Source organism: Streptomyces sp. NPDC054887 (genome assembly GCF_053610585.1).
Window position 1 is genome coordinate 20,274 of the sequence record NZ_JBSGYQ010000036.1, and the last position, 24,533, is coordinate 44,806.

General features: G+C 69.4%; 24 protein-coding genes. 17 read left to right on the forward strand and 7 right to left on the reverse strand.

The window, feature by feature from the left end; genetic code table 11:
• Positions 1-456 precede the first annotated feature (456 nt).
• The 8 genes from ACWGH0_RS20905 to thpR all read left to right on the forward strand — a co-directional run bounded on the left by ACWGH0_RS20905 (position 457) and on the right by thpR (position 10,058).
• Positions 457-1,938 (forward strand): xanthine dehydrogenase small subunit, encoded by a 1,482-nt coding sequence (locus tag ACWGH0_RS20905; protein WP_453405731.1) that lies wholly within the window; start codon positions 457-459, stop codon positions 1,936-1,938.
• On the forward strand, positions 1,935-4,391 hold the full coding sequence (xdhB, locus tag ACWGH0_RS20910) for a xanthine dehydrogenase molybdopterin binding subunit (RefSeq protein ID WP_453405680.1): 2,457 nt from the start codon (positions 1,935-1,937) through the stop codon (positions 4,389-4,391). Before ACWGH0_RS20905 ends, xdhB begins: the two co-directional genes overlap by 4 nt.
• 1 nt (position 4,392) lies before the next feature.
• Positions 4,393-5,202 (forward strand): xanthine dehydrogenase accessory protein XdhC, encoded by an 810-nt coding sequence (gene xdhC, locus ACWGH0_RS20915; RefSeq protein WP_453405681.1) that lies wholly within the window; start codon positions 4,393-4,395, stop codon positions 5,200-5,202.
• A gap of 242 nt (positions 5,203-5,444) precedes the next feature.
• A complete protein-coding gene (locus ACWGH0_RS20920) occupies positions 5,445-6,290 on the forward strand; it encodes an RICIN domain-containing protein (RefSeq protein WP_453405682.1) in 846 nt (281 codons plus the stop codon).
• Between the two features lie 145 nt (positions 6,291-6,435).
• Complete coding sequence (locus tag ACWGH0_RS20925; protein ID WP_453405683.1) at positions 6,436-7,089, forward strand: 8-oxoguanine DNA glycosylase OGG fold protein; 654 nt, start codon at positions 6,436-6,438, stop codon at positions 7,087-7,089.
• A 518-nt stretch (positions 7,090-7,607) separates the two neighbouring features.
• A complete protein-coding gene (locus ACWGH0_RS20930; protein WP_453405684.1) occupies positions 7,608-8,723 on the forward strand; it encodes a sugar ABC transporter substrate-binding protein in 1,116 nt (371 codons plus the stop codon).
• Positions 8,724-8,954: 231 nt separating this feature from the next.
• On the forward strand, positions 8,955-9,134 hold the full coding sequence (locus ACWGH0_RS20935) for a hypothetical protein (RefSeq protein WP_453405685.1): 180 nt from the start codon (positions 8,955-8,957) through the stop codon (positions 9,132-9,134).
• 336 nt (positions 9,135-9,470) lie between these two features.
• Positions 9,471-10,058 carry an RNA 2',3'-cyclic phosphodiesterase gene (thpR, locus tag ACWGH0_RS20940; protein WP_453405686.1) on the forward strand — a complete coding sequence of 196 codons (588 nt, stop codon included), beginning with the start codon at positions 9,471-9,473 and terminating at the stop codon, positions 10,056-10,058.
• A gap of 148 nt (positions 10,059-10,206) precedes the next feature.
• Here the strand turns inward: thpR and ACWGH0_RS20945 are convergent, their stop codons facing one another.
• Positions 10,207-10,755 carry a GNAT family N-acetyltransferase gene (locus ACWGH0_RS20945; RefSeq protein ID WP_453405687.1) on the reverse strand — a complete coding sequence of 183 codons (549 nt, stop codon included), beginning with the start codon at positions 10,753-10,755 and terminating at the stop codon, positions 10,207-10,209.
• A 178-nt stretch (positions 10,756-10,933) separates the two neighbouring features.
• Here ACWGH0_RS20945 and ACWGH0_RS20950 point away from each other — a divergent pair, with 178 nt between their 5' ends.
• Complete coding sequence (locus ACWGH0_RS20950; protein WP_453405688.1) at positions 10,934-11,152, forward strand: hypothetical protein; 219 nt, start codon at positions 10,934-10,936, stop codon at positions 11,150-11,152.
• A gap of 256 nt (positions 11,153-11,408) precedes the next feature.
• Positions 11,409-11,564 (forward strand): hypothetical protein, encoded by a 156-nt coding sequence (locus ACWGH0_RS20955; RefSeq protein ID WP_453405689.1) that lies wholly within the window; start codon positions 11,409-11,411, stop codon positions 11,562-11,564.
• On the opposite strand, the gene ACWGH0_RS20960 is transcribed toward ACWGH0_RS20955, so the two are convergent.
• Complete coding sequence (locus tag ACWGH0_RS20960; RefSeq protein WP_453405690.1) at positions 11,543-11,911, reverse strand: VOC family protein; 369 nt, start codon at positions 11,909-11,911, stop codon at positions 11,543-11,545. The two genes, ACWGH0_RS20955 and ACWGH0_RS20960, sit on opposite strands and share 22 nt — an antisense overlap.
• Before the next feature lie 241 nt (positions 11,912-12,152).
• Here ACWGH0_RS20960 and ACWGH0_RS20965 point away from each other — a divergent pair, with 241 nt between their 5' ends.
• Both ACWGH0_RS20965 and ACWGH0_RS20970 read left to right on the forward strand, forming a co-directional pair.
• Positions 12,153-13,214, forward strand: coding sequence for a hypothetical protein (locus ACWGH0_RS20965; protein WP_453405691.1), 1,062 nt, complete (start codon positions 12,153-12,155; stop codon positions 13,212-13,214).
• Positions 13,215-13,427: 213 nt separating this feature from the next.
• Positions 13,428-13,907, forward strand: a complete 480-nt coding sequence (locus tag ACWGH0_RS20970) for a diadenosine tetraphosphate hydrolase (RefSeq protein WP_453405692.1) — start codon at positions 13,428-13,430, stop codon at positions 13,905-13,907.
• 68 nt (positions 13,908-13,975) lie between these two features.
• Here ACWGH0_RS20970 and ACWGH0_RS20975 read toward each other — a convergent pair whose 3' ends face one another.
• A complete protein-coding gene (locus ACWGH0_RS20975) occupies positions 13,976-14,512 on the reverse strand; it encodes a kinase (protein WP_453405693.1) in 537 nt (178 codons plus the stop codon).
• A gap of 206 nt (positions 14,513-14,718) precedes the next feature.
• Here ACWGH0_RS20975 and ACWGH0_RS20980 point away from each other — a divergent pair, with 206 nt between their 5' ends.
• Positions 14,719-15,225, forward strand: coding sequence for an EF-hand domain-containing protein (locus ACWGH0_RS20980; protein WP_453405694.1), 507 nt, complete (start codon positions 14,719-14,721; stop codon positions 15,223-15,225).
• Positions 15,226-15,351: 126 nt separating this feature from the next.
• On the opposite strand, the gene ACWGH0_RS20985 is transcribed toward ACWGH0_RS20980, so the two are convergent.
• Together ACWGH0_RS20985 and ACWGH0_RS20990 are read right to left on the reverse strand one after the other, a co-directional pair.
• Positions 15,352-15,564: a DUF4287 domain-containing protein gene (locus ACWGH0_RS20985; protein WP_453405695.1), complete on the reverse strand. Its 213-nt coding sequence runs from the start codon at positions 15,562-15,564 to the stop codon at positions 15,352-15,354.
• 389 nt (positions 15,565-15,953) lie between these two features.
• Positions 15,954-16,610 carry a TOPRIM nucleotidyl transferase/hydrolase domain-containing protein gene (locus ACWGH0_RS20990; RefSeq protein ID WP_453405696.1) on the reverse strand — a complete coding sequence of 219 codons (657 nt, stop codon included), beginning with the start codon at positions 16,608-16,610 and terminating at the stop codon, positions 15,954-15,956.
• Positions 16,611-16,875: 265 nt separating this feature from the next.
• On the opposite strand from ACWGH0_RS20990, the gene ACWGH0_RS20995 reads away from it, so the two are divergent.
• Entirely contained in the window at positions 16,876-17,916 is a 1,041-nt protein-coding gene (locus ACWGH0_RS20995) for a vWA domain-containing protein (RefSeq protein WP_453405697.1), read from the forward strand.
• A 205-nt stretch (positions 17,917-18,121) separates the two neighbouring features.
• Here the strand turns inward: ACWGH0_RS20995 and ACWGH0_RS21000 are convergent, their stop codons facing one another.
• Positions 18,122-19,099: a helix-turn-helix transcriptional regulator gene (locus ACWGH0_RS21000; protein WP_453405698.1), complete on the reverse strand. Its 978-nt coding sequence runs from the start codon at positions 19,097-19,099 to the stop codon at positions 18,122-18,124.
• A 110-nt stretch (positions 19,100-19,209) separates the two neighbouring features.
• Between ACWGH0_RS21000 and ACWGH0_RS21005 the strand changes: the two genes are divergently transcribed.
• The gene (locus ACWGH0_RS21005) at positions 19,210-19,950 is read left to right on the forward strand and encodes an NIPSNAP family protein (protein ID WP_453405699.1); all 741 of its coding nucleotides are present in this window, start codon (positions 19,210-19,212) and stop codon (positions 19,948-19,950) included.
• 514 nt (positions 19,951-20,464) lie between these two features.
• Here the strand turns inward: ACWGH0_RS21005 and ACWGH0_RS21010 are convergent.
• Positions 20,465-21,970, reverse strand: coding sequence for an aminotransferase-like domain-containing protein (locus ACWGH0_RS21010; RefSeq protein WP_453405700.1), 1,506 nt, complete (start codon positions 21,968-21,970; stop codon positions 20,465-20,467).
• A gap of 74 nt (positions 21,971-22,044) precedes the next feature.
• Here ACWGH0_RS21010 and ACWGH0_RS21015 point away from each other — a divergent pair, with 74 nt between their 5' ends.
• A complete protein-coding gene (locus ACWGH0_RS21015) occupies positions 22,045-23,250 on the forward strand; it encodes a trans-sulfuration enzyme family protein (RefSeq protein ID WP_453405701.1) in 1,206 nt (401 codons plus the stop codon).
• 77 nt (positions 23,251-23,327) lie between these two features.
• A complete protein-coding gene (locus tag ACWGH0_RS21020) occupies positions 23,328-24,518 on the forward strand; it encodes an ABC transporter substrate-binding protein (RefSeq protein WP_453405702.1) in 1,191 nt (396 codons plus the stop codon).
• Positions 24,519-24,533 lie beyond the last annotated feature (15 nt).

The window sequence follows — 24,533 nt, forward strand, 5'->3', positions numbered from 1 at the left end:
GTGCTGTGCCCCGCGTCGGGTCGGTGACGCCCGGCCTCGGATGCGGTCGGTTCTCGACCGGCCGGGGGCGACCTCTTGACCTGTGTGGCCCGAGCCACTAACTTGCGGTGATCGTCGGCCCACATCTGTTCGGCCCACACGTGCCGGACCGCGTCTGTCGGCCCACATCTACCGGAAGGAGGCGACCAGCGCATGTACATCAGCTCTGATCTCGGTCGCCTCGCCCAGTGCACGGCCTGGGTACCCGGACGTATCGCCCACGGCTGCTGACCACGCCGTTCCGATGTGCCGTTCGTGGCGCATTCCGGGTTTCCCCTCGTAACACCTTCCGGCACGCAGCTCCCGCGTGCCCTTCCGCGCCCGTTCCTCTTACGCGGCGCGTCGAACACAGAAAGCTGCCTGAAAATTGGCGAATACGATGAAGCGACCGATCGCGCACCGGAACGAAGGTTTGTCATGGTAGGGGCGCGGATCACGGTCAATGGAGAAGTCGCACCGATTGCCCCGGCTGCGCCCCACACCACAGCACTGGACTTCCTGCGCGAGCGTGGCCTGACCGGAACCAAGGAGGGCTGCGCCGAGGGTGAATGCGGCGCCTGTTCGGTCCTGGTGGCCCGTCCCGGAGTGAACAAGCCCACCGACTGGGTGGCGGTCAACGCCTGCCTGGTTCCGGTGGCGGCGCTGGACGGTCAGGAGATCGTCACCTCCGAAGGGCTCGCCACCGCCGGCGAGCCCGGCACGCCGCCCGCCCTGCACCCGGTGCAGGAGGAGATGGCGGTGCGCGGCGGCTCCCAATGCGGTTACTGCACACCCGGGTTCATCTGCAGCATGGCCGCCGAGTACTACCGGCCCGACCGCTGCGCATCCGCGGAAGCGCGCGAAGCCCCGGGCGAGCACGACGGCACCGACGCCGAGCACGGTCCGAACGGTTTCGACCTGCACGCCCTGAGCGGAAACCTCTGCCGCTGCACCGGTTACCGGCCGATTCGTGATGCCGCGTTCGCCGTAGGGACACCCGCCGACGAGGACCCCCTGGCACGGCGTCGCGAGCAGTCCCCGCCCGCGCCGGCCGCCACCGAGTACACCCGGAGCGGGAGTGTCTTCCTGCGGAAGAGCACTCTGGCCGAAACGCTGCAGGTGCTGCGCGAGCGGCCCGACGCGGTGGTGGTCGCCGGCTCCACCGACTGGGGCGTCGAGGTGAACATCCGCTCGCGCAGGGCGGATTGCGTCGTCGCCGTCGACCGGCTCGCCGAACTGCGCGAGCTGCGGGTCGAGGACGACCACATCGAGATCGGGGCGGCGCTGACGCTCACCGAGATCGAGCGCCGTCTCGACGGCGACGTCCCGCTCCTTGCCGAGCTGTTCCCGCAATTCGCATCCCGTCTCATCCGCAACAGCGCGACCCTCGGCGGCAACCTGGGAACCGGCTCCCCCATCGGTGACAGCGCACCGGCGCTGCTCGCGCTGGAGGCGTCGGTGGTGCTCGCCGACGCCGACGGTGAGCGCGAGGTTTCGCTGGCGGACTACTTCACCGGCTACCGGCAGAGCGTGCGCCGTACCGGCGAGCTGATCCGCTCGGTGCGCGTGCCGCTGCCGCTGTCACCCGTCGTGGCCTTCCACAAGATCGCCAAGCGGCGCTTCGACGACATCTCCAGCGTGGCGGTCGCCTTCGCGCTCGACATCGAGGGCGGCATCGTCCGCAAGGCGCGCATCGGCCTGGGTGGCGTGGCCGCCACACCGATCCGCTCCGTCGCCACCGAGGCGGCCCTGGAGGGCAGGTCCTGGTCGGCGGAGACCGTCGAGGCCGCAACCCGGACGCTGCGCGGTGAGGGGACACCGATGGACGATCACCGCGCCAGCGCCCTCTACCGTTCCGCGATGCTGGGTCAGAGCCTGCTGAAGCTGTACGCGCAAACCACCGAGGCGGTGTCGTCATGAGTCAGCTGTCCCAACGCCCCGAAAAGCCTGTCGTAGGCGTTTCGATGCCGCACGAGAGTGCCACCCTGCACGTCACCGGTGCCGCGCTCTACACCGACGACCTGGTGCACCGCACCAAGGACGTGCTGCACGCGTACCCGGTGCAGGTCATGAAGGCCCACGGCCGAATCACCGCACTGCGCACGGAGCCCGCGCTCGCCGTGCCCGGCGTGGTCCGTGTCCTGACCGGTGCCGACGTACCCGGCGTGAACGATGCCGGGATGAAGCACGACGAACCGCTGTTCCCCGACACGGTCATGTTCCACGGCCACGCGGTCGCCTGGGTCCTCGGCGAGACCCTGGAGGCCGCCCGGCTGGGTGCGGCGGCCGTCGAGGTGGAACTCGACGAACTGCCCTCCGTCGTCACACTGCGGGACGCGATCGCGGCCGGCAGTTTCCACGGCGCTCGGCCGATGATGGTGACCGGTGACGTCGAGTCCGGCCTCGCCGACTCCGCGCACGTGTTCACCGGCGAGTTCGAGTTCTCCGACCAGGAGCACTTCTACCTGGAGACGCACGCCGCGCTGGCCCACATCGACGAGGCCGAGCAGGTGTTCGTCCAGAGCAGCACCCAGCATCCGTCGGAGACCCAGGAGATCGTCGCGCACGTGCTCGGTCTCCACAGCCACGAGGTGACCGTGCAGTGCCTGCGGATGGGCGGCGGCTTCGGCGGCAAGGAGATGCAGCCGCACGGGTTCGCGGCCGTCGCCGCACTCGGCGCCAAGCTGACCGGCCGGCCGGTCCGGGTCCGGCTCAACCGCACCCAGGACCTCACCATGTCCGGGAAGCGGCACGGGTTCCACGCCCAGTGGAAGATCGGCTTCGACGCCGACGGCTGCATCCGGGCACTGGACGCCGCCTTGACCGCGGACGGCGGCTGGAGCCTGGATCTGTCCGAGCCGGTCGTGGCCCGCGCGCTGTGCCACATCGACAACACCTACTGGATTCCCAACGCGCGCGTCGCCGGCCGCATCGCCAGGACCAACAAGGTCTCCAACACCGCCTTCCGCGGCTTCGGCGGACCGCAGGGCATGCTGGTGATCGAGGACATCATGGGCCGGTGTGCGCCCCTGCTGGGCCTGGACCCGACGGAGCTGCGCGAGCGGAACTTCTACCAGAAGGGGCAGTCGACCCCGTACGGACAGCAAGTCACCCACCCGGAACGGATCTCCGCGGTCTGGGACCAGGTCAAGGAGAACGCCGGCCTCGCCGAGCGCCGGCGTGAGATCGCCGCGTTCAACTCCGCACACCCGCACACCAAGCGGGCCCTGGCGGTCACCGGCATCAAGTTCGGCATCTCGTTCAACCTCACCGCCTTCAACCAGGGTGGTGCGCTGGTACTGATCTACAAGGACGGCTCGGTCCTGATCAACCACGGCGGCACCGAGATGGGCCAGGGCCTGCACACCAAAATGCTGCAAGTGGCCGCGACCTCGCTCGGAATCCCGCTGCACAAGGTGCGGCTGGCCCCGACGCGTACCGACAAGGTGCCCAACACCTCTGCCACCGCCGCCAGTGCCGGGGCGGACCTCAACGGCGCGGCGGTGAAGAACGCCTGCGAGCAGTTGCGCGAGAGGCTCCTGCAAGTGGCCGCCACCCAGCTCCGTTCCAACGCCTCGGACGTACGCATCGTCGAGGGCGTCGCGCGCACCCTGGGCAGCGACGAGGAGCTGGCCTGGGACGACCTGGTACGGACGGCTTACATGCAGCGGGTTCAGTTGTCGGCAGCCGGTTTCTACCGGACCGAGGGACTGCACTGGGACGCGAAGACCTTCAGGGGCTCGCCCTTCAAGTACTTCTCCCACGGCGCCGCCGCGGCCGAGGTGGAGGTGGACGGCTTCACCGGCGCGTACCGCATCCGGCGGGTGGACATCGTGCACGATGTGGGCGACAGCCTGTCCCCGATGATCGACATCGGGCAGGTGGAGGGCGGGTTCGTTCAGGGCGCGGGGTGGCTGACGCTCGAGGACATGCGTTGGGACGCCACGGACGGGCCGAATCGCGGCCGGCTGCTGACCCAGGCCGCGAGTACCTACAAGCTGCCGAGCTTCTCGGAGATGCCCGAGGAGTTCAACGTCACGCTGCTGGAGAACGCCACCGAAGAGGGCGCGGTGTACGGGTCCAAGGCGGTGGGCGAGCCCCCGCTGATGCTGGCCTTCTCCGTACGAGAGGCGTTGCGGCAGGCCGCCGCCGCCTTCGGACCGAGCGGGGTGAGCGTGGAGCTCGCTTCGCCCGCGACGCCCGAAGCGGTGTACTGGGCGATCCGGGCGGCTCGCCGGGACGACGCCTCGCGGGACGACGCCTCAGGGAACGGTCACGCCGGTGAGGGTTGCGCCCACGCTGGTCGTACGGAGAACGGGCACGGCGCCGCAGGCAGTGTCCGAACCGACGCGGCAGCGTTGAACGGTGCCTGACATGACGTGGGTCGCCGCGGTCGCACGGTTGCGAGCACGCCGGGAGTCCGGCGTGCTGGTCACCGTCGCGACCGTGCGCGGCCATGCCCCGCGCGATGCCGGCGCGAAAATGGTCGTGGGGCAGACCAGGACCTGGGGCTCGATCGGCGGCGGCAACGTCGAGGCCGTCGCCATCGACCGGGCCCGGGACATGCTCACCGCGTCCAGGCCCGAGCCGGAGCTGATCGATTTCGCGTTGAACGACAAGGTGACCAACCGGCACGGGGTGCAGTGCTGCGGTGGCACGGTGTCGGTGCTGCTCGAACCGCTGCCGGTGGTAAGGGCAGTGGCCGTATTCGGCGTCGGGCACGTCGGGCTGGAGCTCGCTCGCATTCTGGCGCGTCAGGACCTCGACCTCCACCTGATCGACTCCCGCTCCGACCTCCTCACCGAGGAGCGGCTGGACGTACTGGCAGACGCGGTGGCGCAGGTGCACGTGCATCACACGCCACTGCTGCCCGAGGAGGTGCTGGACGACCTGCCGCACGGCACCCACATCCTGATCATGACCCATGACCACGCCGAGGATGCCGCCCTGTGCGACGCCGCCCTGCGTACAACGCACCTCGGCTCCGTCGGGCTGATCGGGTCGGCGGCCAAGTGGGCGCGGTTCCGCAAGCGCCTGGCGGACGAGGGCGGTCACGACGAGGCCACCGTCGACCGGATCAAAACGCCGATCGGGCTGACCGACATCACCGGCAAGGAACCCGCGACGATCGCCGTGAGCGTCGCCGCGGACCTGCTGCGCACCTTCGAGTCCGAGGGCACCTGAGGGAGGACGAGGGGTGTCCGAGTCTCGCTCGGGTTCACCAGGAGGGTCCCGTGCTCGCGTCTGATCCCGGACCGGACCTGGTCGGTCCGGGATCAGGAGATGTGACGGAATCCTTACGCCGGTGCCTGCGGGGCTGACGTGGTGGCGGTCGACGGTGTGGACTCCTGAGCGACCGAGTAACCGAGCAACCCGGTTGCCGAGTTGCCGAGTTACCGAGTTCCGAATCTTGCGACGGAGTGATGATGAGGCGTATTGCTTGCGTGGTCACGGCGAGTCTGACCGCAGCCTTCTTCGGCCTGCCTGCCACCGCGTGGGCCGCCACCCCCGACGTACCGGAGACATTGCGGATCTCCGACGGTCCGTACGCGGGCTTCCAGTTCTGCGGCGCTCAGACCGCGCCGACGTTCAGCACCACGAATGGCTTCGGACCGTTGTTCGCCGCCTCCGTCAAGGGTGTGGAACCGCAGCCCAACCTGGGCGCGACCATGGAACTCGCGCGCCCGGGCCAGCAGCCGTTCCGCACCTTGCAGCTCACCACGGGGCCGGTCGGCCACGGATGGAACGTCCAGATGCCCACCAGTACGTTCAGCCCGGGTGACTACCAGTGGCGGATCCGCGCCGAAAGCGCTGACGGACCGTCGGCCTGGTCCGCTTGGTGCACGTTCAACGTGACAGGCCCGGCGTCCACGGCCACGGAGTTCTCGTACAGCCCCGACGGTGGCAAGCACTGCCTGGATGTGGGCGGCGCCAGCAAGGAAGACGCGGCGAGGGTGCAGATATGGGACTGCAACGGTTCCCTGGGCCAGACGTGGAAGATCACGCCCGAGGGCACCATGGTGAACCCGAACTCGGGCAAGTGCCTGGACGTGGCCAACGGAGGCACAACCAACGGCAGCAAGATCCAGATCTACACGTGCAACGGCACCGGCGCTCAGCAGTGGCACTACGACCAGCCCACCCCGGCCGCCTTCACCAACTCCGGTTCGGGCAAGTGCCTGGATGTTCCGTATTCGAACTTCACCAACGGCGTCCAGGTCCAGATCCACGAGTGCAACGGCACCGACGCCCAGATCTGGAAGCGGTTCTGAGAGCAGTTCGTGGCCGCCCCGACGATGTTCCGCCACCCGGGCGACGCCCCGGGCTGCGGGATGAGCACGGCAGGTTTCTGATTCACATCCCCTGACGCACGCTCTGCACGACATGATGCCAGGCAGCGGATGTCAGGAGCAGCGCGTGAACAGACAGGACCGTGCGGACGCGGTGGACCGGGAGATGGCCGCACGCCTGCTGCCCGATGCCGCCGTGCTGGCGCTGGGTCGCTGGTGGAACGAGAACAGGGCCGGGTACGCGGACGGAACGCCCGGTGCGCACTCCGTCCGCTACACGCCCAGCCGGTGGGCGTCGGTCCACCCGTGGCCGGCGGGACTGGCTGCCCCCTCACACAGCGGTGATGCCGAGGTCGGCCGGGCGGAGGTGACCTCGATGGTCGCCGATGCGTTGCGGCGGGAGGACTTCAGGGAAGCCCTGGTCGCCACGTACGTGTGGGGCAAGGGGAAGCGCGGCACGCCCCGCGGCAGCGGACCGGTCACGCTGAAGGCGATTCTGGCCGTCGACGGTGCGGACGAGGCGCTGGCAGCAGCGGTCACCGCGCTACGTGACCATGGTTCGCGCGCGGCCTATGCGGCGCTCCATCATCGGGTCGCGGGGTTCGGGCCGTCGTTCTTCACGAAGTTTCTCTACTTCGTCGGCAAGAGCGTTCCACCTGCCCGGGGGCCGGGGCCGCTCATCCTCGACCGTGTCCTGTCGTGCCGTCTGCGGTCCCTGGCGACTGAGGTCGGCCGGCAGACCGGTCACGACCCCGAGGGGGCGACAGCGAGGAGGGTGTAGGCGAACTGGGACTGGTCACCCCACCGCTACGAGGTCTACATCTCCTTCATGCGCGCAGCCGCGCGCCAGATGGCAGGCACCAGCGGCTGGCCACCCGACGCGGCCCCCGATCTGCTCGAATACGCGCTGTTCAGGGCCGCTTGGGAAGAGCGCACCGCCTGCCGTGGCCGTGAGCCCCTGCCGTCGCTGAGTCGTCCCTGACGCCCTCCGGCGCGCGGCAGCGCGTCCGGCCCACATCCATGTGCTGTTCCCTGCGCTCCTCCCCGTGCTTCGCACCGCGCACGGGGGGCGGCGTCGTGGCCACGTGGCTCTGCGTACGGCGTGACGTATCGCAGCCACTGCGCACACGGCCTGATGCCCGGCTCCCTCGCGATCACAGAAGTGAACGCTTGCTTACACAGAATCACGTTGCGGTCACGTTAACGGGAGCCATCTTGACGCTTCCTCCACCACATAGTTGAGTTTCGGCCACATTGGCGGCAATTACTGCGGCCAGCGAGGAAGGTTTGATTCAACCAATGAACGCACTTCTGCGTCGTGCCGCCGTCGCAGCCGCCGCCCCCGCGATGGCCATGTCCCTCTTCGGTTGCGGGACGACCGAGGAAGCGGGCGTGAGGATGAGTGACGACATCGTTGTCGGTCTGCTGCTCCCGGAGAACCAGGCCGCTCGGTACGAGCAGTTCGACAAACCGGTCATCGAGGAGCGCATCGCGCTGCTCACCAACAGCAAGGGCACCGTCCGGTACGCCAACGCGAAGAACGACGCCGATCTGCAGAACCGGCAGGTCGAGTCCATGATCAAGGACAAGGTCGACGTGCTGATCGTCGACGCGGTGGACTCCAAGGCCATAGCCGGCGCGATAGGCAAGGCGGACGAAGCGCACATCCCGGTCGTCGCCTTCGACCGCCTCGCCGAAGGCCCCATCGACGGCTACGTCTCGTTCGACAACGAACAGGTCGGCCACAGCCAGGGCAAGTCCCTGCTCAAGGCCCTCAAGGCCGAGGCCGGGGCCGGTGCGAAGTCCGGGTCCGTGCCGGGCAAGATCGTGATGATGAACGGCGCACTGACCGACCCGAACGCCGCCATGTTCAAGGAAGGCGCCCACACCGAGCTCGACGGGAAGGTCGAGATCGGGCTCGAGTACGACACCAAGGACTGGAAGCCCGAGAACGCCCAGGCCCACATGGAAGCCGCGATCGCCGCACTCGGCAAGGACGCCATCACGGGCGTCTACTCCGCCAATGACGGTATGGCCGGCGGCGTGATCGCCGCGCTGAAGGCCGCCGGTGTCACCGATCTCCCGCCGGTCACCGGCCAGGACGCCGAACTTGCGGCCGTACAGCGCATCGTTGCGGGTGATCAGTACATGACCGTATACAAGCAGTACGCACCCGAGGCAGAGGCCGCCGCCGAGATGGCCATCCTGTTGGCCAGGAACATGTCGCTCGGCGCCGCCGCCCACACGGACATCGACACCCCGACCGAGACGTCCGTCCCGACGGTGCGCATCCCCGTCATCGCAGTGACGAAGGACAACATCGAGGAGACCGTGATCGCCGACGGCCTCTACACGGTGGAGCAGATCTGCATCCCCAAGGTGAAGGCGGCGTGCGAGGAACTCGGGCTCAAGTAGCCCACCGGACGGCCCCGTGTTCCCTGGGCCTCCTGCCCTCCCCGGTGTCTTACGGCTGCCCGTGTCGGCAGATCAGGCCGACGTGCTGAGGTGCTCGGCGACGGGCGTGGCCGGCGTGCGGACAGTCCAACCGCCGGCCGCCGAAGCCCCGAGCCGTCGCCTTCCGCTACGGCAAAAAGGCCCTGGCTCCGCCCGTGGCCTACGGGAGACCCTCGCCCTTGAAGTCTGCACGTGGACGACAACACCTGGTTCGAAGTCTGCGACCAGCTCTGCGACCTCCATGAGTCACCCCAGTGCGACTTCTTCCGGGCCTCCGGCACGGCCGTCGAGCTCGCCGTACGGTGCGCCGACTGGTTCGAGAACCTGTTGAGCCGCCCCGTCGTTCGTGCCGAACCGCCTCTTGCGACCTGAGCAAGAAGCGGCTGTCCAGCGGCACAACTACCCCCTCGTCGCCGGCCGGGCGCCAGGCCGCGTCCTAGGGGAAATGGCGGGGCGCGAGGACGACGCCGGATCGGAGCCGGGGCGTGGGGATCCCCGGGCCGGCCAGCCCCACGACCGGGCCCCGGGTCGGGCGGGAAGGTGGCGGCCGACGGCGTGCCCGAGCAGTTCGGCGAGGGGCCTGGAGGGGGCCTGCGGGGAGGATCACCGGGCGGCCTTCGGTGGCCGGGCGAGAAGAGCCACTCCCCCCTTGCACGACAGCCCACCGCACTCGGCATCCGCCGGCCCCGATGGTGTACGAAGTCCTTCATGCACGACGAAAACCAAACTTCGACCGTCCGCGTCTTCATAGCACTCGCCCCGCCCGACGACGCCAAAGAGGAACTGGCGCAGGCACTGAGGCCCGCCTATGACGCCTATCCGCGCATGCGGTGGAACCGCATCGAGGACTGGCACATCACCCTGGCCTTCCTGGGCGAGCTGCCGAGATCAGCCGTGTCGCTCCTGCGGCCGCCGCTGGCGAAGCTCGCGGCGGGGCACCGCCCTCTGCACCTCTCCCTGCGCGGCGGGGGACACTTCGACGAGCGTGTGCTGTGGAGCGGGATCGGAGGAGACCTCGAAGGGCTGCGGCTGCTGGCCGAAGAGGTGCGGGCGCTCGTCAAGGGGCTGGGCTTCACATACACGGACCGGCCGTTCAACCCGCACCTGACACTGTCCCGATCTCGCCGCGACGACACGTCCAGCGCGGTCCAGGCCGCCGCAGGACTTTCCGCGTTCGCCGGCCGCACATGGCAGGCCGAGCGCCTGCACCTGGTCGGCAGCAATTTCGGCCGAGGACCCGGACCGATCCGCTACCGCGACATCGAAGCCTGGCCCTTCAACGACGACGCGCGATGAACCACCCTTGCGGGCCGGGTGGGACCAGAGCCGAACCCTGACCGGCGGTACTTTCCGGCGCTCGCATCAGCACCCGCCGCCGGTACTCCCGTCATCGCCCACCTCGTTCGAGGCGTCTCCGGGTGTCTCCGCGACGAACCGACCGCGCTCATGCAGACGGCGTAATCGAGGGCCACATGCCGAACCACTGCTCCGCGCCGTACTCCTCGAACCGTTGCACCTCGGTGAACCCCAGCTTTTCCGCGAGACGCATGGAGCGGACGTTGGCGGTCTGGGTGCAGAGCACCACCGGCTCGCCGGGAAGCGCGTCGGCGAACCATTCGAGTGCCGCTGCGCACGCCTCGGCGGCGTACCCGCATCCCCAGACCTCCGGCAGGAACATGTAACCGAGTTCGGCCTCCCCGGCTTCGGGAAGGACGTGGCCCGGGCGCTCGGCATCGCGTCGGTCGAGCGAGACCGTGCCGATCATCGCTCCGTCGAGATCGGCCACGAACAGGCCAGGGCGCCGTCCGGGCACCGGAGGCACCGCACGTTCGAGCTCATCACGCGGTCGGGGGCCACCAAGGTAGGTGCGCACCTCTGGCGATGTGAACAGCTCGATGAACGCCGTACGGTCCCGGGCCTCGGACTCGCGGAGCACGAGCCGTTCGGTTCCTATCGGGGCTGGTGGCCAGGCGACGGGACCGAGTGCAGTCATGGCGGGCAATCTATCGCCCGCTCATGAGAGCGATTCCGGAGAGAAGACGCAGCTCGTGCTGACCGGAGGCGGCGGGGGAACTGTTCGGCGCGCGCGTTCGTCCTAAAGGGTGCCGCCGGGTGTACAGGGCCTATGCGGTTGTACGGGGCCTATGACGTGTCCACGGAAGCGAGTTGCCATGCAGGCGAACGACCCGACCACGCTGGAGACCACCCTGGCCGACGGCCGGCGCATGACGCTGGCGCTGCGGCGGACGGACGCGCCGTGGGCGGCTGACGGTATCGATGCCCTGCGTGCCGTCCCGGCCACGCACACGGGCCGCCGCCCTGAGCCGCCTTTCCTTCCGGCCCAGCCCGCCCTTCCCCTGCAAGTGGCCCTGCTGGGCATAGGCGCCTGAAGGGGCGTTCCTTCCCCACTCTGGTTTCCTGCGGTCACGCGCAAGTGCCGGGACGACGTGCGAGCGGCCCCAGCGGCGGCGCGCGGACGGAGCCATGGGGCTGAGCCACCAGCATTTTTCAGGTGTCGACGGCCGGGCCTTGGCTCGGTGCGAGAATCGGCGCAAAGTCCCGTACGGGCAAGTCGCTCGGCTGGGTGACCGACGGCACTCTCGACACTCGCGCTCCGTCGCTGCCGGAGGGGCCATGATCTCCCGCGTGCATACCTGGCTCGACCGCACCGACTTCGGCTGCTACGGCCTCATACCGGAAGAGCTTCTGCCCGGCTGGGAGGGGACGGAGGCGGACGACGTAATCCAGGAGAAGGCAACACACGCCTCCCCGGAACCCCGTCACCGGCCCGGGATCGGCTGAGTGAGGTTCACCGGGTTGCCGTCGGGGTCCTCGATGTGGGCTACGCGCTGTCCCCACGGCATGTCGTTGGGGCCGCCGCGGACCGAGCCACCCAGCGCCTCCACTCGGCCAAGCGTTTCGTCGACGTCGTCGACACCGATGCTGAGCAGGATTCGCGACGCCGCCCCGGTCGCCGCGTCCGCCTTGGACACCAGCCCGAGGTCGGTGTCGCCGATGCGCAGGCCACGGTAGAAGACCGGGCCTTCATCCGGCACCCGGAAGATCTCCTCAGCGCCGAACAACCCCGTATAGAACCCGAGCAGAACGTCATGGTCGGCAGTCACGATCACCGGCTGGATAGTGGACATGGCACTCCTGTCGAGAATGGTTGTATCGCTGGGTAGACCGTCGGAGGACGGTGAACTCATCGGCCGAAACCACTCCGCCGCACGAGCTGCCCAACAGACGGCCGCCCACGACCAGCGCAAGCACAAGCACAAGCACAAGCACAAGCACGCTAAAACGAGGTCACGCCCACGCCGTTGACCCCCGATCCCTCCCCGTGCACCCCGCAGAATGGTCCGCTCCGGGATGCGGCACGATGCGCGTATGAACGATCAGCGGGGAAACATTGCAGAAGAATCCATCGCCGAACTCGCCCGTCGACTCGTCGCGGCGGACGCCGGTGGCTGGACGCCGGACGGGGTGAGGGCTTTTGCGGCCGAACTCGGCTGGGCCTGGAACGGGACGCCGGACAAGCCCGTCCTCACTACCGGCAGGGCCTCGGGCGACGCCCGCTTGCGGCCGGTCGGTAAGTACGAGGAACGGTACGTCTGCGGCGAGTCGTACGTGGAGCTCGCGGTCCCGGTCGCGACTGCCGCGCCCGACGCCGCGGCGCAGGCTGCCGCCTTCCGTGCCGCCAAAGAGGAACTGACCGCAGCACTGGGCAAACCGTCCATCCTGGGTTCGCACGGCGACTTGGGCCCCTTCTACGACAGCGGGCCGCTCTGGGGTGCGCCCTTCCTGCGCTGGCGCGGCAGGCCGGACACCCTGGAACTGCGCGCCGGGAAGTCAGGGCCGGAGCTCGTACTGCAGCCCACCGACCCGGCGGAGAACTGGTTCTGGCGTCAGGGCATCGGCGAGGAGCATTCCATCAGCGGCTTCTTCGGCAGCAACAACCGCGACCAGGCGAATGTCGGCCTCGGCTTCCCCGGCGGCTGGACCGCCCGCAGCTGGGACACCGTAATCCGGTCGCTGGGCCAGTTCCTGGGGACCCTGCCCGCCGAGACGACCGCCCTCGGTATAGGGATCGGGATGCCGGTCTACGGGCGCAACAGCCACGGCGCACCCCTCTTGTTCGAGGTGACGTGCAATGACCGGCTGTCGATCGGCTGCTTCGCCCCGGACGACATCGATCCGGCCGCACTCGGCTGGGGCACGGTCGCGCAGCACCCGGGGACGGCGTCCGTCTTCAGGGACGACGATCCGGTATGGCGTGTGGACGCGGGTGGTCCCGGCGAACCGAAGGGACGCGCACTCGCCGAGATGCTCGTGGCGACGGCCCGGGCAGTGGGGGTGAGTGACCCGACCGACCTCATCGTCGGCGGCGAGGCCACGTACGTGGACGGATACGACGTCACGTACTACGGGCTCGGCCTGCCGACGGGCTGACCCACTCCCCGGCGTGCGTGCACGCTGCTCAACGCGTGCTGCCCCGGTTGCCGTTCGACCTGCCACCTCCCCGTGCGGGTGGGAGCGAGGCGGCAGGTGAGGGGAAAGCGCGTACGCGGCCGGGGCCTCCTTCTGCCTCCTACTGGCGCACTATGGCGGGAGGTGGAGGGTCGAAGAGCGTTCGCGATTACTGGAAAGTGAGTTCAAGCGGCCATGACTGGTGACTGGCGGACGGATCGCATCGGCTCTGCGCTGAGGGGTGAGAACCCGACCGTACTGCGACGGCTGACATCGGGCTTCGCGGTGATCGGGGATGTTCAGTTCCTGCCTGGATACTCGGTCCTGCTCGTGGACGAACCGAATGTGCAGCGGCTGTCGGACCTGCCGAGGGCGAAGCGGCTGTCGTTCCTGTCTGACATGGACCGGCTCGGTGAAGCAGTCGAGCGTGCCTGTCGGCGGCTGGACACGTCTTTCCGCCGGGTCAACCTGGAGATCCGGGGGAACACGGACCCGTTCCTGCACGCGCATGTCTGGCCGCGGTTCGAGTGGGAACCGGCCGATAAGGTGGGCGCACCGGTGTGGCTCTATCCGCGTGAACGGTGGAGCGACGAGCGGTTCAGGCTCGGTCCGCAGCATGACGAGCTGCGAAAGGCTATCGCCGGCGAACTGGACCGACTACGTTTGGCTCACTGACCGTTATGGCCCTTGCCGCGCGCCTCCGTCGGCCCTCCTCACGGCGCAGCCTGGCGGCATCAGTGCTGTCAAAGTACAAGCGGAGGCAGGCCGGACAACCCGGTTTCGGTCATGACGCGCTCCACAGTGGCCTCCAGAGCGTTGTCCGCATCGATGACCGTCTCTGTGCCGCCGGGCAGCAGATCGAGCGGTCGGTACCAGGAACGCAGCGCGTCGGCTGAGACTTCATCAGCGATCGGCTTTGTGGCGTGGCGGGCGAGACTTTCCTCGAACGGGACGTCCAAGTAGTAGCCGTGAGTCGGGCCGCAGTGGTCGACGCGCAGCTCGGCAAGCATGTCGCCGTAGTGGTCGGCGTAGAGGATGCCTTCGAGGACGACGTGATACCCGGCATTCAGGGCATAGCGGGCCGTAATGTCAATGAGGCCGATGTTCGCCGCGCCAGGCCGGTCGTGCTCGCGCAAAACGATCCGGCGGAGGTTGTCCTGACCTACCAGAGCCAGGCCACGGCCGAACCTCTGACGGATGCCGAGCGCGACGCTCGACTTCCCCGAGGCGCTGTTTCCGCGCAGGACGACCAGTCTCGTGTTCTCGGTGCCCACCGTCACACGGTCACGATAATGGTGTTCCCTCCGGCTACGGCAAGGCCGTGCCACGTCGCCGGAACGGGCGAGGCCGTCGCCGCCGGTACAAGTGCACAGAAGCACAAGAACGAGTGGTTCGAGCGGTGAGATGTTCGCCCCCGCCGTGCGACGGGCACCTATGACATCCGATTGGTACACCTCACCTCACTCGGCTCGAAAGGCACCACTTCATGGACGTCATGGCTGCTAGGAACCGCGTCTTCGGCATGCTGGACGTGGACGGTGACGGCGTGATCTCCCGTCAGGAGTATCTGGTCCGCCCCGACCGGGCGGCGGCAAAGCTGGGCCGCGACATGAACGACCCTCTTGTGTCCGTCGCTCGCACCCTGCACGAACGCGTCTTCGCTTCCATGGACGCGAACGGGGACGGGCAGGTGACCTTCGAGGAGTACGCGGCGTGGGCGGGCGCTCAGACCTTCGACGATGTCTGCCGGGATGCGCTCGGCTCATTGTTCGACCTCGCTGACACCGACGGAGACGGGATGTTGGACCGAACGGAATTCGCCAGGCTCCGTGAAGTGCTGGGCAATGCGGCGGACAACGCCGCCACGGCGTTCGACGCCCTGGACACCGACGGCGACGGACGCATCAGCCGCGACGAGTACCTCATCGCCATCCGGGCCTTCGTCAGTGTCGGCAGCTCGCCCATGTACGACGCGCTGGTCGCGGTCCGCTGACGCGTACGGACGCCCCTTCAGCACGGACAGCAGCACGGAGCTCTCCATGCTCACGGCGGCCCCCGGGGCATGAGTCGCGAAGCCACCGGTCCGACAGCACCCCAGCACCGGACGGCAGGCGTGCGATTACGCGCCTCTGCCCTCGGTCAGTGTGTGGGCGACCAGGGCGTTGGCGTGCCCGTGCCCCAGGTCGTGTTCGGACTTCAGCCAGTTGACGAGTTCCATGTGTTTGGTGAGCGGGGAGGTGCGGATGAGGTGCTTCCATTCGAGGACCGGGCGGCCGTACTTCTTCTCGATGGCGGGGAAGTAAGCGGCCGGACCCGTGACTGCGTCGGTCATGTGGATGCCTCCGTTGCGTGTCGAGATGACTTCGACATGGTTGATGCCAGTAGTTGGAGTGGCCGGCGGTTCACCGGGCGGTGGACAGATGCGCCGTCACCGCCGGCGTCCCGAGAGGGCCCCGCGTCGGCGCCCAGGTCCGGCGTCACTTCGTGTGCTTGTGGGCGCGTTGGGACGTGTGGGTCATGGCGGCCCTTCCGTGCGGATGTTGTCGCTGTTACGACCAGCCTCAGGCGGCACAGTCATCGACGTGCCGATGTGGACTGGATCACACCTGTGCCGACACAACTTGCACCGCTGTAGCAACCGCAGCCCCAGCCGCCATCGCGTCGACGACCCGGCGGCGGTCTCACCGCGCCCCGCCCGGCAGCCGGGTGTTGACCGTGGTGTCAGACGTGGGCGAGGAGGCGCCGCAGTGGCCGGGGCACTCGCTCGAGGTCCACGTGCGCCACGAGGGCCTGCGCGTACAGCGCCTTGCGACCGCTGTGCGTGCCCATGAAGCGCCGCAGCTGATGTTCCAGCGGCCGTTCGCGCTGTGCGGGTTGGCCCTGGAAGGTGCGGAAGGGGCGCGTCTCCCCCTGGTCACGGATCACCTGCTGCACGCCGTCGGTCCCGACAGCGCGGATCAGCTCGTCCTCCAAGTCGGCGACGCACACATGGAACCCGAGCGTCTCCAGTTCGGGTTGCCCGAGAGCGGACCCGAGACCGACCCGTTCGAGGTGACGCCGGAAATGCCGCTCCTCGCCCATGTCGCAGAGGCCGGCCAGCGGGAGATCGAGCCCCGGAGGACCGCACACGTCGAGAAAACGCCCGATGCTTGTCGCACCTCCCAGCGGTACTACCACTACGCCCTCCGCACCGAGGTCGCGGCCGTAGCGTGCGGCCAGCGCTTCGACAGCGGCGTGATCGCTGCTTCCCTCGACGAGCACGGTCATCCGCGCAGCTCCGCCCGCGAGTTCCCGCGCCACCGAGGCGGCCCGACCCGCCTCCGGTCCGCCGGCCGCCCATGCGGCCAGCGCCAGGCGGAATCGCCTCAACTCGTCCATGAGACCTCGCTTCCCGCACCGATCCTCGCAGGCCGAGATCCCGTACGCACGTACGTTTTTCCCGGGCCATGCGGTTGCCTGCCACAGCGTTGCGGCCTGCGGCCACCCGAGAGCGCGCCGGGCGGAACGGCTGCCGCGGACTGCGGGCCCGTTCGTTCACCTGGGTGAGGCCTGGCTCGCCAGCCGGCCGCCCGGGCAACCAAGATCGATTGTCAGTGGTGGGTGAGAAGGTAGAAGCATCGAATCGGAAGAGGGGGAAGCCGCCATGTCCGGTAACCAGAACTACATCAATCACGTCGCTCTCGTGTTGGATGCCAGTTCGTCCATGTCGCACCTGAACGGCAAGGTCGTCGAAGTCGCCGACCAGCAAATCGCTTATCTGGCACGCCGTTCGAAGGAACTGGACCAGGAAACCCGCGTCACGGTGTACGTCTTCGCCGACAAGGTGGAGTGCGTCATCTACGACAAGGACGTGCTGCGCATGCCTTCCCTGAAGCAGTTGTACCGGGTGGGCGGAATGACGGCGCTGCTGGCCGCCACTCTGAAGTCTCAGCGGGAACTGGCTCAGACCGCGCAGCTGTACGGCGACCACAGCTTCCTGACGTTCGTGCTGACCGACGGGCAGGAGAACGCGAGCCATCGCTGCCCGGACGCGCCCAGCAGGAACGCCCGTGAACTGGTGCAAGCCGTCGGGAAGTTGATCGAGACGCAGCAAGACAACTGGACGCTGGCTGTACTGGTGCCGGACCAGTTGGGCAAGCGCGAGGCCATGCAGTGCGGGTTCCCGAAGGACAACATCGCCATCTGGGACGCCACGAGCACACAGGGCCTGGAGGAGGCCGGTCAGGTCATCCAGCAGGCCACCGAGAATTTCATGGTGGGCCGCGCCCAGGGAATCCGGGGATCGCGGGCGGTGTTCTCCACGGGCGCCGAAGCGGTCAACAAGGACACCATCAAGGCAGCCGGTCTCACCCCGGTCAAGCCGTCGGAGTACCAGCTGGTTCCGGTGGCTCGTGAAGCGGCGATACGGGAATGGGTCATCGAATGCGGGCACACTTACCGTACGGGCTGTGCTTTCTATCAGCTGAGTAAGTCGGAGAAGATTCAGGCGCGGAAAAAGATCGCGGTGCTGGAAAAGAAGACGGACCGGGTCTACACCGGACCGGAGGCTCGCGCGCTCCTCGGCCTGCCGGACACGGAAGTCCGCATCAAGCCGGATCACAACGACGACTACATGATCTTCGTGCAGAGCACCAGTGTGAACCGGAAGCTCGTTCCGCACACGCGGCTGCTGCTCATGATCTGACGCGACAGCGCTGGGCGAGTGCCGGACTTGCCGGTTCCGGCGAGCGCCCACCAGAGGCGGCGGCAGCGGCAGCGGGGCGCGGCGTGTGCGTCGTTCCCCGGAGCTGACGCCGTTGCCCGGTGAACGTGGTCAGCCTGGTCGGCGAAGGGCCGGCCCGGCATGCCACGGCAGACTTCGTAGCGACACTGGGTCGGCGACGAAGGCGTCAGCGGAGTCCGTAGGTACGAGCGAGTGCCTCCACGGTGGTTGCCATGGCATGGCGGAGTTCGGCCGGTGCGACGCCCTCGACGTCTCTGCCGAGCCGCAGCAGCTCGCCGCAGGCGTGCTGGGTGCCCTCGACCGGGATGACGGCTTCGATCCATCCGTCGTCGCCCACAGCGGTCGCAGTGGAGTCGACCGCCCGGACCACTTCGGGCGGCACGTTGTCCGGCAGGCGCCGGCGTCCCCGAGGGGACAGTCGGATCGTCGCACTGCCGGAGTAGCGGCGCGCCTCGAAGTCCTTGAGGTACGTGTCCCAGTAGGCCCCCAGGTCGAAGTCCTCGGGCCGGTCGAACACTTCGTCGGCCAGCACCGCGTCGAGGGCCTGCGCCACACGGTAGGTCGCCGTCCCCTTCCTCGTGGCAGCCACGAGGTACCAGGTGCCGGACTTGAGCACGAGACCGTACGGGTGCAGGCGGCGCCGCACCTCCTGCGGGGCGCGCCAGCGGCGGTAGCGCACGTCCACCGCGCGCCCGGTGAGCACCGCCTCTACAAACACGGCCAGATGCGGCGTCTGTTCGGGTTCCCGGTACCAGCCGGGGGCGTCGAGGTGGAACACCGCCGCGACCCGCGCGGCCTCCTCGCGCGGGCCCGTCGGCAGGGCGGCGAGAAGCTTCAGCCGGGCCGCCGCCACCTCGGCCGCCAGCCCGAGGTCGGCGGCCGGCCCGGGCAGTCCGGCGAAGAACAGTGCCCGCGCTTCGCCCTCGCTCATCCCGGTAAGGCGGGTGCGGTAGCCGTCGAGCAGCTGGTAGCCGCCCCCACGGCCCGGCTCGGCGTAGACCGGTATGCCGGTGGCCTCCAGGCGGGCCAGGTCCCGGTAAGTGGTACGTACGGACACGTCCAGCTCGTCCGCTATCTGTGAAGCGGACAAGCGGCCCCGCGACTGCAACAGCAGGAGTACCGACAGCAGTCGACTGGCGGACATGCGCGCGTTCTCCCCGGAAACCCTGACAGCACCTGTCACAGAGTGACCCTAGTGTCGGGGCCGGACAGGCGGTAGCCGCCGCCCAGAGAGTGCTTGACGGGAGTCCTGCTGTGCCACCGAACGACCTCGCCGACCCGCCCGCCGTCATTGAGCTTCGCCAGTACACATTGCGCCCCGGTCGACGGGACGAACTCGTCGAGCTGTTCGACCGGGAGTTCGTCGAGAGCCAGGAGCGGCTGGGCATGCGTGTGCTCGGTCAGTTCCGGGACCTCGACGACCCGGACCGCTTCGTCTGGTTGCGGGGCTTCCGGGACATGCGGTCACGGCATCGTGCGCTCACGGACTTCTACGGTGGCCCCGTGTGGGCCGAGCACGGCCCCCGGGCAAATGACACCATGCTCGACTCCGACGACGTACTTCTTCTGCGCCCGCTGTCGGCCAGAAGCGCCCTGACCGCCGACCCCTCCGGGCGCCCCCCGGTCGGAACACCGCCACCGGACCGGTTCGTGGCCGCCACCCTGTGGTCGTTCAAGCCTGGACGACGTGACGGCATCGAGCAGATCGGGAACGGGCTCCTGCCCGTGCTCCGGGATACGGGACCCGGGCCACTGGCCTTTCTGACCACCGAGCACGCGCCCAACACGTTCGCGCGGCTACCGGTCCGCACCGGTCAGAATGTCGCCGCCCTCTTCACCTCGTACGCCGACGAGGAAGCACACCGCCGGCACCTCGCCGCGGTTCGGGCCCACCCACTCGTCCGGGCGGAGATCCTGCCGGGCATCGAGCGGGAACGGACATCGGCTCCCCAGTTGCTCAGGCTGGCGCCTACCGGCCGCTCCCTGCTGGCCTGAGTCGACACGTGGTACGCACGTACGTCCGCCGTACCCTGCGGGCGCGTGAGGTGGAACTGCATGACGCGCCCGCAGTCGCCCAGCCCGACGCCTTCCCCCCGACGAGATCATTCCGCTGAGGTGTGGTCGTCAGGGTTCGTGGATCCGTCCTGACGCGTGGACTCGGGCGGCCTCCCCCGGATCATCGCCGTCTGGGAGCGGATGGACTCGATCGCCCGGGCGAGCTGATCGCGAAGGGCGTGAGCATCACAGGACGACTCGGCTGTGGTCCAAGCCGAGTCCTGGACATCGGGCTTGTGCTGACTGCTCACTCTGCTCGGTTGCCCACTCGACGCACTTCTGAACGTCCGCCCGCACGCTGCACCACGCAGGCGGTGAACTCCCGTAGCTGAGCGGCGAAGTCCGGAGAGGTCGCGACGCGGCACCGAAGGCCCGGGGCGTGGGGTAGCGCAGCCGCAACGGGCCCACCGGTGTCGGGCGGGCTGCCAACGTCACGGCCGTCGTCCGAACGGTGTCAGACGGCGATCGCACGGAGGGACGCACCCGCGCGCGGGATCCCTGGCGGGGTGTCGGGCGTGGGGGCGCTCGCGTAGTCGGCCCAGGCGGCGGCCAGGCGGCGGACCCCTTCGGTCAAGGTGTCGTGCGAGGTCAGGAAGTGCAGGCGCAGCCGGCGGGTGCTTCCCCCGCCGGCATCCATCGCGGAACCCGGCAGCACGGCCACCCCATGGCGCAGGGCGACCTGCGCGAAGGCCACTGCGTCACCGTGGGGCAGGCGTACCCACAGCGTCTGGCCGCCGGTCGCCGGGGCGAAGCTCCAGGACGGCAGCAGGCGGGCCAGCTCCGCGCGCAGGTGGTCGTGGCCGGCGCGCAGCGACCGGGCGCGGGCGGCCCGTATCGACTCGAAGTCGGCCAGCAGCCGCACCGCCACCAGCTGTGACGGCACGTCGGAGCCCAGGTCGTGGATGGCCTTCAGTCGCGCGAGCCGTGCGATCAGCGGGGCCGGCGCCCGCACCCACCCGACCCTGAGCCCGCCCCACACCACTTTGCTGAGCGAGCCGACACCGATGACCTCACCGTAGGCGGACAGCGCGGGTCGGGCCCTCTCCCCGGGGTCCTCCTCGAACGCGAGGTCGGCGAGCACCTCGTCGTCGATGAGCGGCACGTCCAGCGCCTGTGCCGCCTCCACGAGACGCCGGGCGCGCAGCGGGGGCAGGACGGTTCCGGTGGGGTTCTGGAAGCGCGGGACGACGTAGGCCAGGGCGGGGCGGTGACGCTCCATCGTCCGGATCGCCTCTTCGACGTCCATCCCGTCGGGTCCGACCGCGACGGGCAGCAGCGTGGCCGCCGCCTCGCGGAACAGGTCGAGTGCGCCGGGGTACGTCGGCGCCTCGACCAGCACCCCGTCGCCGGGCGACACCAGCAGCCGGGTCAGCAGCGAAAGTCCCTGCTGGGCCCCCGTAGTGACCAGGATCTGCTCCGGGTCCGTGGGCACGCCGCGCGCCGCGTACCGGGCCGCGACCGCCGCCCGCAGCGGGGCCAGCCCGGCCGGGTGGTAGCCGAGGTCGCAGGCGGGCAGGGTCAGTTCCCCGTACGCGCGCACCACTTCCGGCGGAGGGGTCACGGGACCCGCGCAGCTCATCAGGAGCACTCCGTCCGGTGCTTCCAGGAGGTGGAGGAAGAGCGGGTTCGACGTCTCCTTCACCCGGGGGCCGGGGGTGAGCGCGGCCGGGGCGACGCGGGTGCCGCTGCCCTGGCGGCGGACCAGCCGGCCCTCTTGGCGGAGGGTGTCGTACGCCGAGACCACCGTCGTCCGGCCGACCGCGAGCGCGGTCGCGAGCCGCCGGTCGGGCGGCAGGGGCGAGTCCGGGGACAGCAGGCCGTCGTCGATCAACTGCCGCAGACGGGCGGCGAGGAGGAGGTACAGCGGTCCGCGCCCGGCGGACCAGCGTCCGAGCCGGGCGACGAGTTCGTCGAGGCCGAGCGGCGCGGCAGGCGGCGCGGGCGGCCGGGTCGGTGACATTGGCTCCATCGGCAGACCAATCTGCCGGGATTGGTCCTGTGAGCGCAAGTCCCCGGTCAGCAGACTGAGGTTCCATGAGCCTCGACAACGGAGGAGCCCTCCGTCCCGAAACCCTCGCCGCCCATCCGCCCCGGACGGAGATCCGGGGCAGCCGCCCCGTCGGCGTCCCCCTCCACCAGGGCCACGTCTTCGCGTTCGACACGGCCGACGCGATGGCCGACGCCTTCCACGAGCCCGACACCTTCCTCTACAGCCGGCTCGGCAACCCCACCGTCCGCTCCCTGGAGGACGCCGTCGCCCGCCTGGAGCACGGCACAGCCGCGCACTCCTTCGCCTCCGGCATGGGCGCCATCAACGGTGTCCTGCTCGCGATGCTGTCCAGCGGCGACCACGTCATCGCGCAGAGCTGCCTGTACGGAGGTACGTACGCGGTCCTCGGCGACCTCGCCGAACGGTGGGGCGTCGAGGTCACCTACGTCTCCGGTACGGATCCGGAAGAGGTACGACGTGCCGTGCGGCCCACGACGCGGCTGCTCTACCTGGAGACCATCGCCAACCCGACCACCCGCGTCGCCGACCTGCCCGCCCTCATCGCCGAGGCGTCCGAGCACGGCGTCCCCACCGTCGTCGACAACACCTTCGCCTCGCCGCTGCTGTGCCGGCCGCTCGAACTCGGCGCGGACGTCGTCGTCCACTCCGCGACCAAGTACCTGGCCGGCCACGCTGACGTCCTCGGCGGGGTGGCCGTCTTCCGCGACGCCGAGCTGTACGGCCGTATCCGCCACTACGCCGTCGAACAGGGCGCCTCGACCGACCCGTTCGCGGCCTGGCTGACGCTGCGCGGAATGCAGACGCTCGCGCTGCGGATGGAGCGCCAGTGCGCGAACGCGCTGGAGCTCGCGGGGCGGCTCGCAGCCCACCCGGCCGTGTCCGCCGCACGTCATCCCGGCCTGGAGAGCCACCCGGACCACGCGATCGCGCGGCGGGTACTGAGCGGGGGCGGCGGCGGGGTGGTCTCGTTCGACCTGGCGGCAGGCCGGGAGGCGGGGCGGACGTTCATCGAGGCGGTGCGCCTGGCCTCGCTGAGCCCTTCGCTGGGCGACGTGAAGACCTTCGTGATGCACCCGGCCTCCACCTCCCACCGCCAGCTCGACGCGCAGGCCCTCGAGACGGCGGGGATCGGACCGGGGACGGTACGGCTGTCGGTCGGCATCGAACACGTCGAGGACCTGTGGGCGGACCTGGAGCAGGCGCTGGAACGGGCGGCGAAGGCGGCCTGAGCGACCGCGGACGGGCGCACCACGCTCGGTACGCAGGCTGTACTCCGACCGCACCGTCACACGGGAGACATCGACGCATGCACACACCCGCCGCACCACTCGGAGCGACACGGTCCGACGGATCATCCGTCCGTATCGGCGCTCTCGTTCCGCTCACACGGCCCGGCTGGGTCGAGGCAGGCCGGCACTTGCTCGCCGGCCTCGGACTGGCCGTTCGTGAAGTCAATGACGCCGGCGGGATCGCCGGACGGCCACTCGAACTGGTGGTCCGGGACACCGCGGCCGATCCACGGAAGGCCGTGGCAGCCGTCGAAGAACTGGCTCACACGGGCGTGGTCGCCCTGGCCGGTGAGTATCACAGCGTCGTCGCCCGCGCCGCTGCCGCGCGTGCCGACGCGCTCGGTGTGCCGTTCCTCTGCTCGTCCGCGGTCCTCGACGCGCTCACCGAGCAGCCGACACCGTGGGTCGCGCGCCTCGCCCCACCACAGTCCCGCGGCTGGCAGCTGTACGCGGACTTCCTCCTCGGCGCGGGCCACGGCCGGATCGCCGTGGCATCCGAGCCGAGTGTGTACTGGGCCTCCGGGACCCGCGTTCTGCGGGAGTGCCTCGCACCACACGGCGGCACCGTCATCGAACTCGACATGCGCGCACTCGGCCCCGCGGACGTGTGCGACGAACTCGTCGACAATCGCGCGACGGCTCTCCTCCTCCTGGTCGGCCACCCGGACCCGGCCGTGTCGATCGTCGGGGCCGTCCGCCGCGACCGGCGCCTCGCCGACATCATGATCGGTGCTCCGGCCGGGCAACCGGAGTCCGCCGAGTGGGCGAGGCTGCTGGGCGACGACGGCGCCTCGGTCCCGTTCCTGCGCTATCTGCCCGAGCACCTGGGTCCACTCGGCGTACGGGTCGAGACGGCCCTTCGCGACCGGCTGGCCGAAGCGCCCTCCTTCGTCGCCTTCGAGGGGTACGACACGATCGCCGTCCTCGCCGATGTGCTGCGTTCTCACGGCACGGACCGGGCACGTGTCGCCGCCTCCTGGCAGCGCGTCGCGGTCGAGGGCACGCGCGGTCGGATCGAGTTCTCCCGCACGCCGGGCATCGGCGTGTGGCAATGGGCCCGGGCGCCCATCCAAGTGGTTGACCGGGATCCGGCGCGGCCGGAGCGCTTCCGCGTTCTTCACACCGGCCGAGAGGGGGACGGAGGCCCGAAAAACGGCGGGTGTGGTCGCACCGCGTTCCAAGCAGCTGCACGGGACTCCCCCGTGTGACGGGCTACGGCCGCC

Excerpts from the sequence above, each read along its gene's own strand:
- ACWGH0_RS21020 (WP_453405702.1), top strand. The coding sequence starts at position 23,328 with ATGCACACACCCGCCGCACCACTCGGAGCGACACGGTCCGACGGATCA.
- ACWGH0_RS20985 (WP_453405695.1), bottom strand. The coding sequence starts at position 15,564 with ATGACCGACGCAGTCACGGGTCCGGCCGCTTACTTCCCCGCCATCGAG.
- ACWGH0_RS21000 (WP_453405698.1), bottom strand. The coding sequence starts at position 19,099 with ATGTCCGCCAGTCGACTGCTGTCGGTACTCCTGCTGTTGCAGTCGCGG.
- ACWGH0_RS20980 (WP_453405694.1), top strand. The coding sequence starts at position 14,719 with ATGGACGTCATGGCTGCTAGGAACCGCGTCTTCGGCATGCTGGACGTG.
- ACWGH0_RS20945 (WP_453405687.1), bottom strand. The coding sequence starts at position 10,755 with ATGACTGCACTCGGTCCCGTCGCCTGGCCACCAGCCCCGATAGGAACC.
- ACWGH0_RS20920 (WP_453405682.1), top strand. The coding sequence starts at position 5,445 with ATGAGGCGTATTGCTTGCGTGGTCACGGCGAGTCTGACCGCAGCCTTC.
- ACWGH0_RS20950 (WP_453405688.1), top strand. The coding sequence starts at position 10,934 with ATGCAGGCGAACGACCCGACCACGCTGGAGACCACCCTGGCCGACGGC.
- ACWGH0_RS20965 (WP_453405691.1), top strand. The coding sequence starts at position 12,153 with ATGAACGATCAGCGGGGAAACATTGCAGAAGAATCCATCGCCGAACTC.
- ACWGH0_RS20960 (WP_453405690.1), bottom strand. The coding sequence starts at position 11,911 with ATGTCCACTATCCAGCCGGTGATCGTGACTGCCGACCATGACGTTCTG.
- ACWGH0_RS20990 (WP_453405696.1), bottom strand. The coding sequence starts at position 16,610 with ATGGACGAGTTGAGGCGATTCCGCCTGGCGCTGGCCGCATGGGCGGCC.
- ACWGH0_RS21010 (WP_453405700.1), bottom strand. The coding sequence starts at position 21,970 with ATGTCACCGACCCGGCCGCCCGCGCCGCCTGCCGCGCCGCTCGGCCTC.
- ACWGH0_RS20970 (WP_453405692.1), top strand. The coding sequence starts at position 13,428 with ATGACTGGTGACTGGCGGACGGATCGCATCGGCTCTGCGCTGAGGGGT.
- xdhB (WP_453405680.1), top strand. The coding sequence starts at position 1,935 with ATGAGTCAGCTGTCCCAACGCCCCGAAAAGCCTGTCGTAGGCGTTTCG.
- ACWGH0_RS21015 (WP_453405701.1), top strand. The coding sequence starts at position 22,045 with ATGAGCCTCGACAACGGAGGAGCCCTCCGTCCCGAAACCCTCGCCGCC.
- ACWGH0_RS20930 (WP_453405684.1), top strand. The coding sequence starts at position 7,608 with ATGAACGCACTTCTGCGTCGTGCCGCCGTCGCAGCCGCCGCCCCCGCG.
- ACWGH0_RS20995 (WP_453405697.1), top strand. The coding sequence starts at position 16,876 with ATGTCCGGTAACCAGAACTACATCAATCACGTCGCTCTCGTGTTGGAT.
- xdhC (WP_453405681.1), top strand. The coding sequence starts at position 4,393 with ATGACGTGGGTCGCCGCGGTCGCACGGTTGCGAGCACGCCGGGAGTCC.
- ACWGH0_RS20905 (WP_453405731.1), top strand. The coding sequence starts at position 457 with ATGGTAGGGGCGCGGATCACGGTCAATGGAGAAGTCGCACCGATTGCC.
- thpR (WP_453405686.1), top strand. The coding sequence starts at position 9,471 with ATGCACGACGAAAACCAAACTTCGACCGTCCGCGTCTTCATAGCACTC.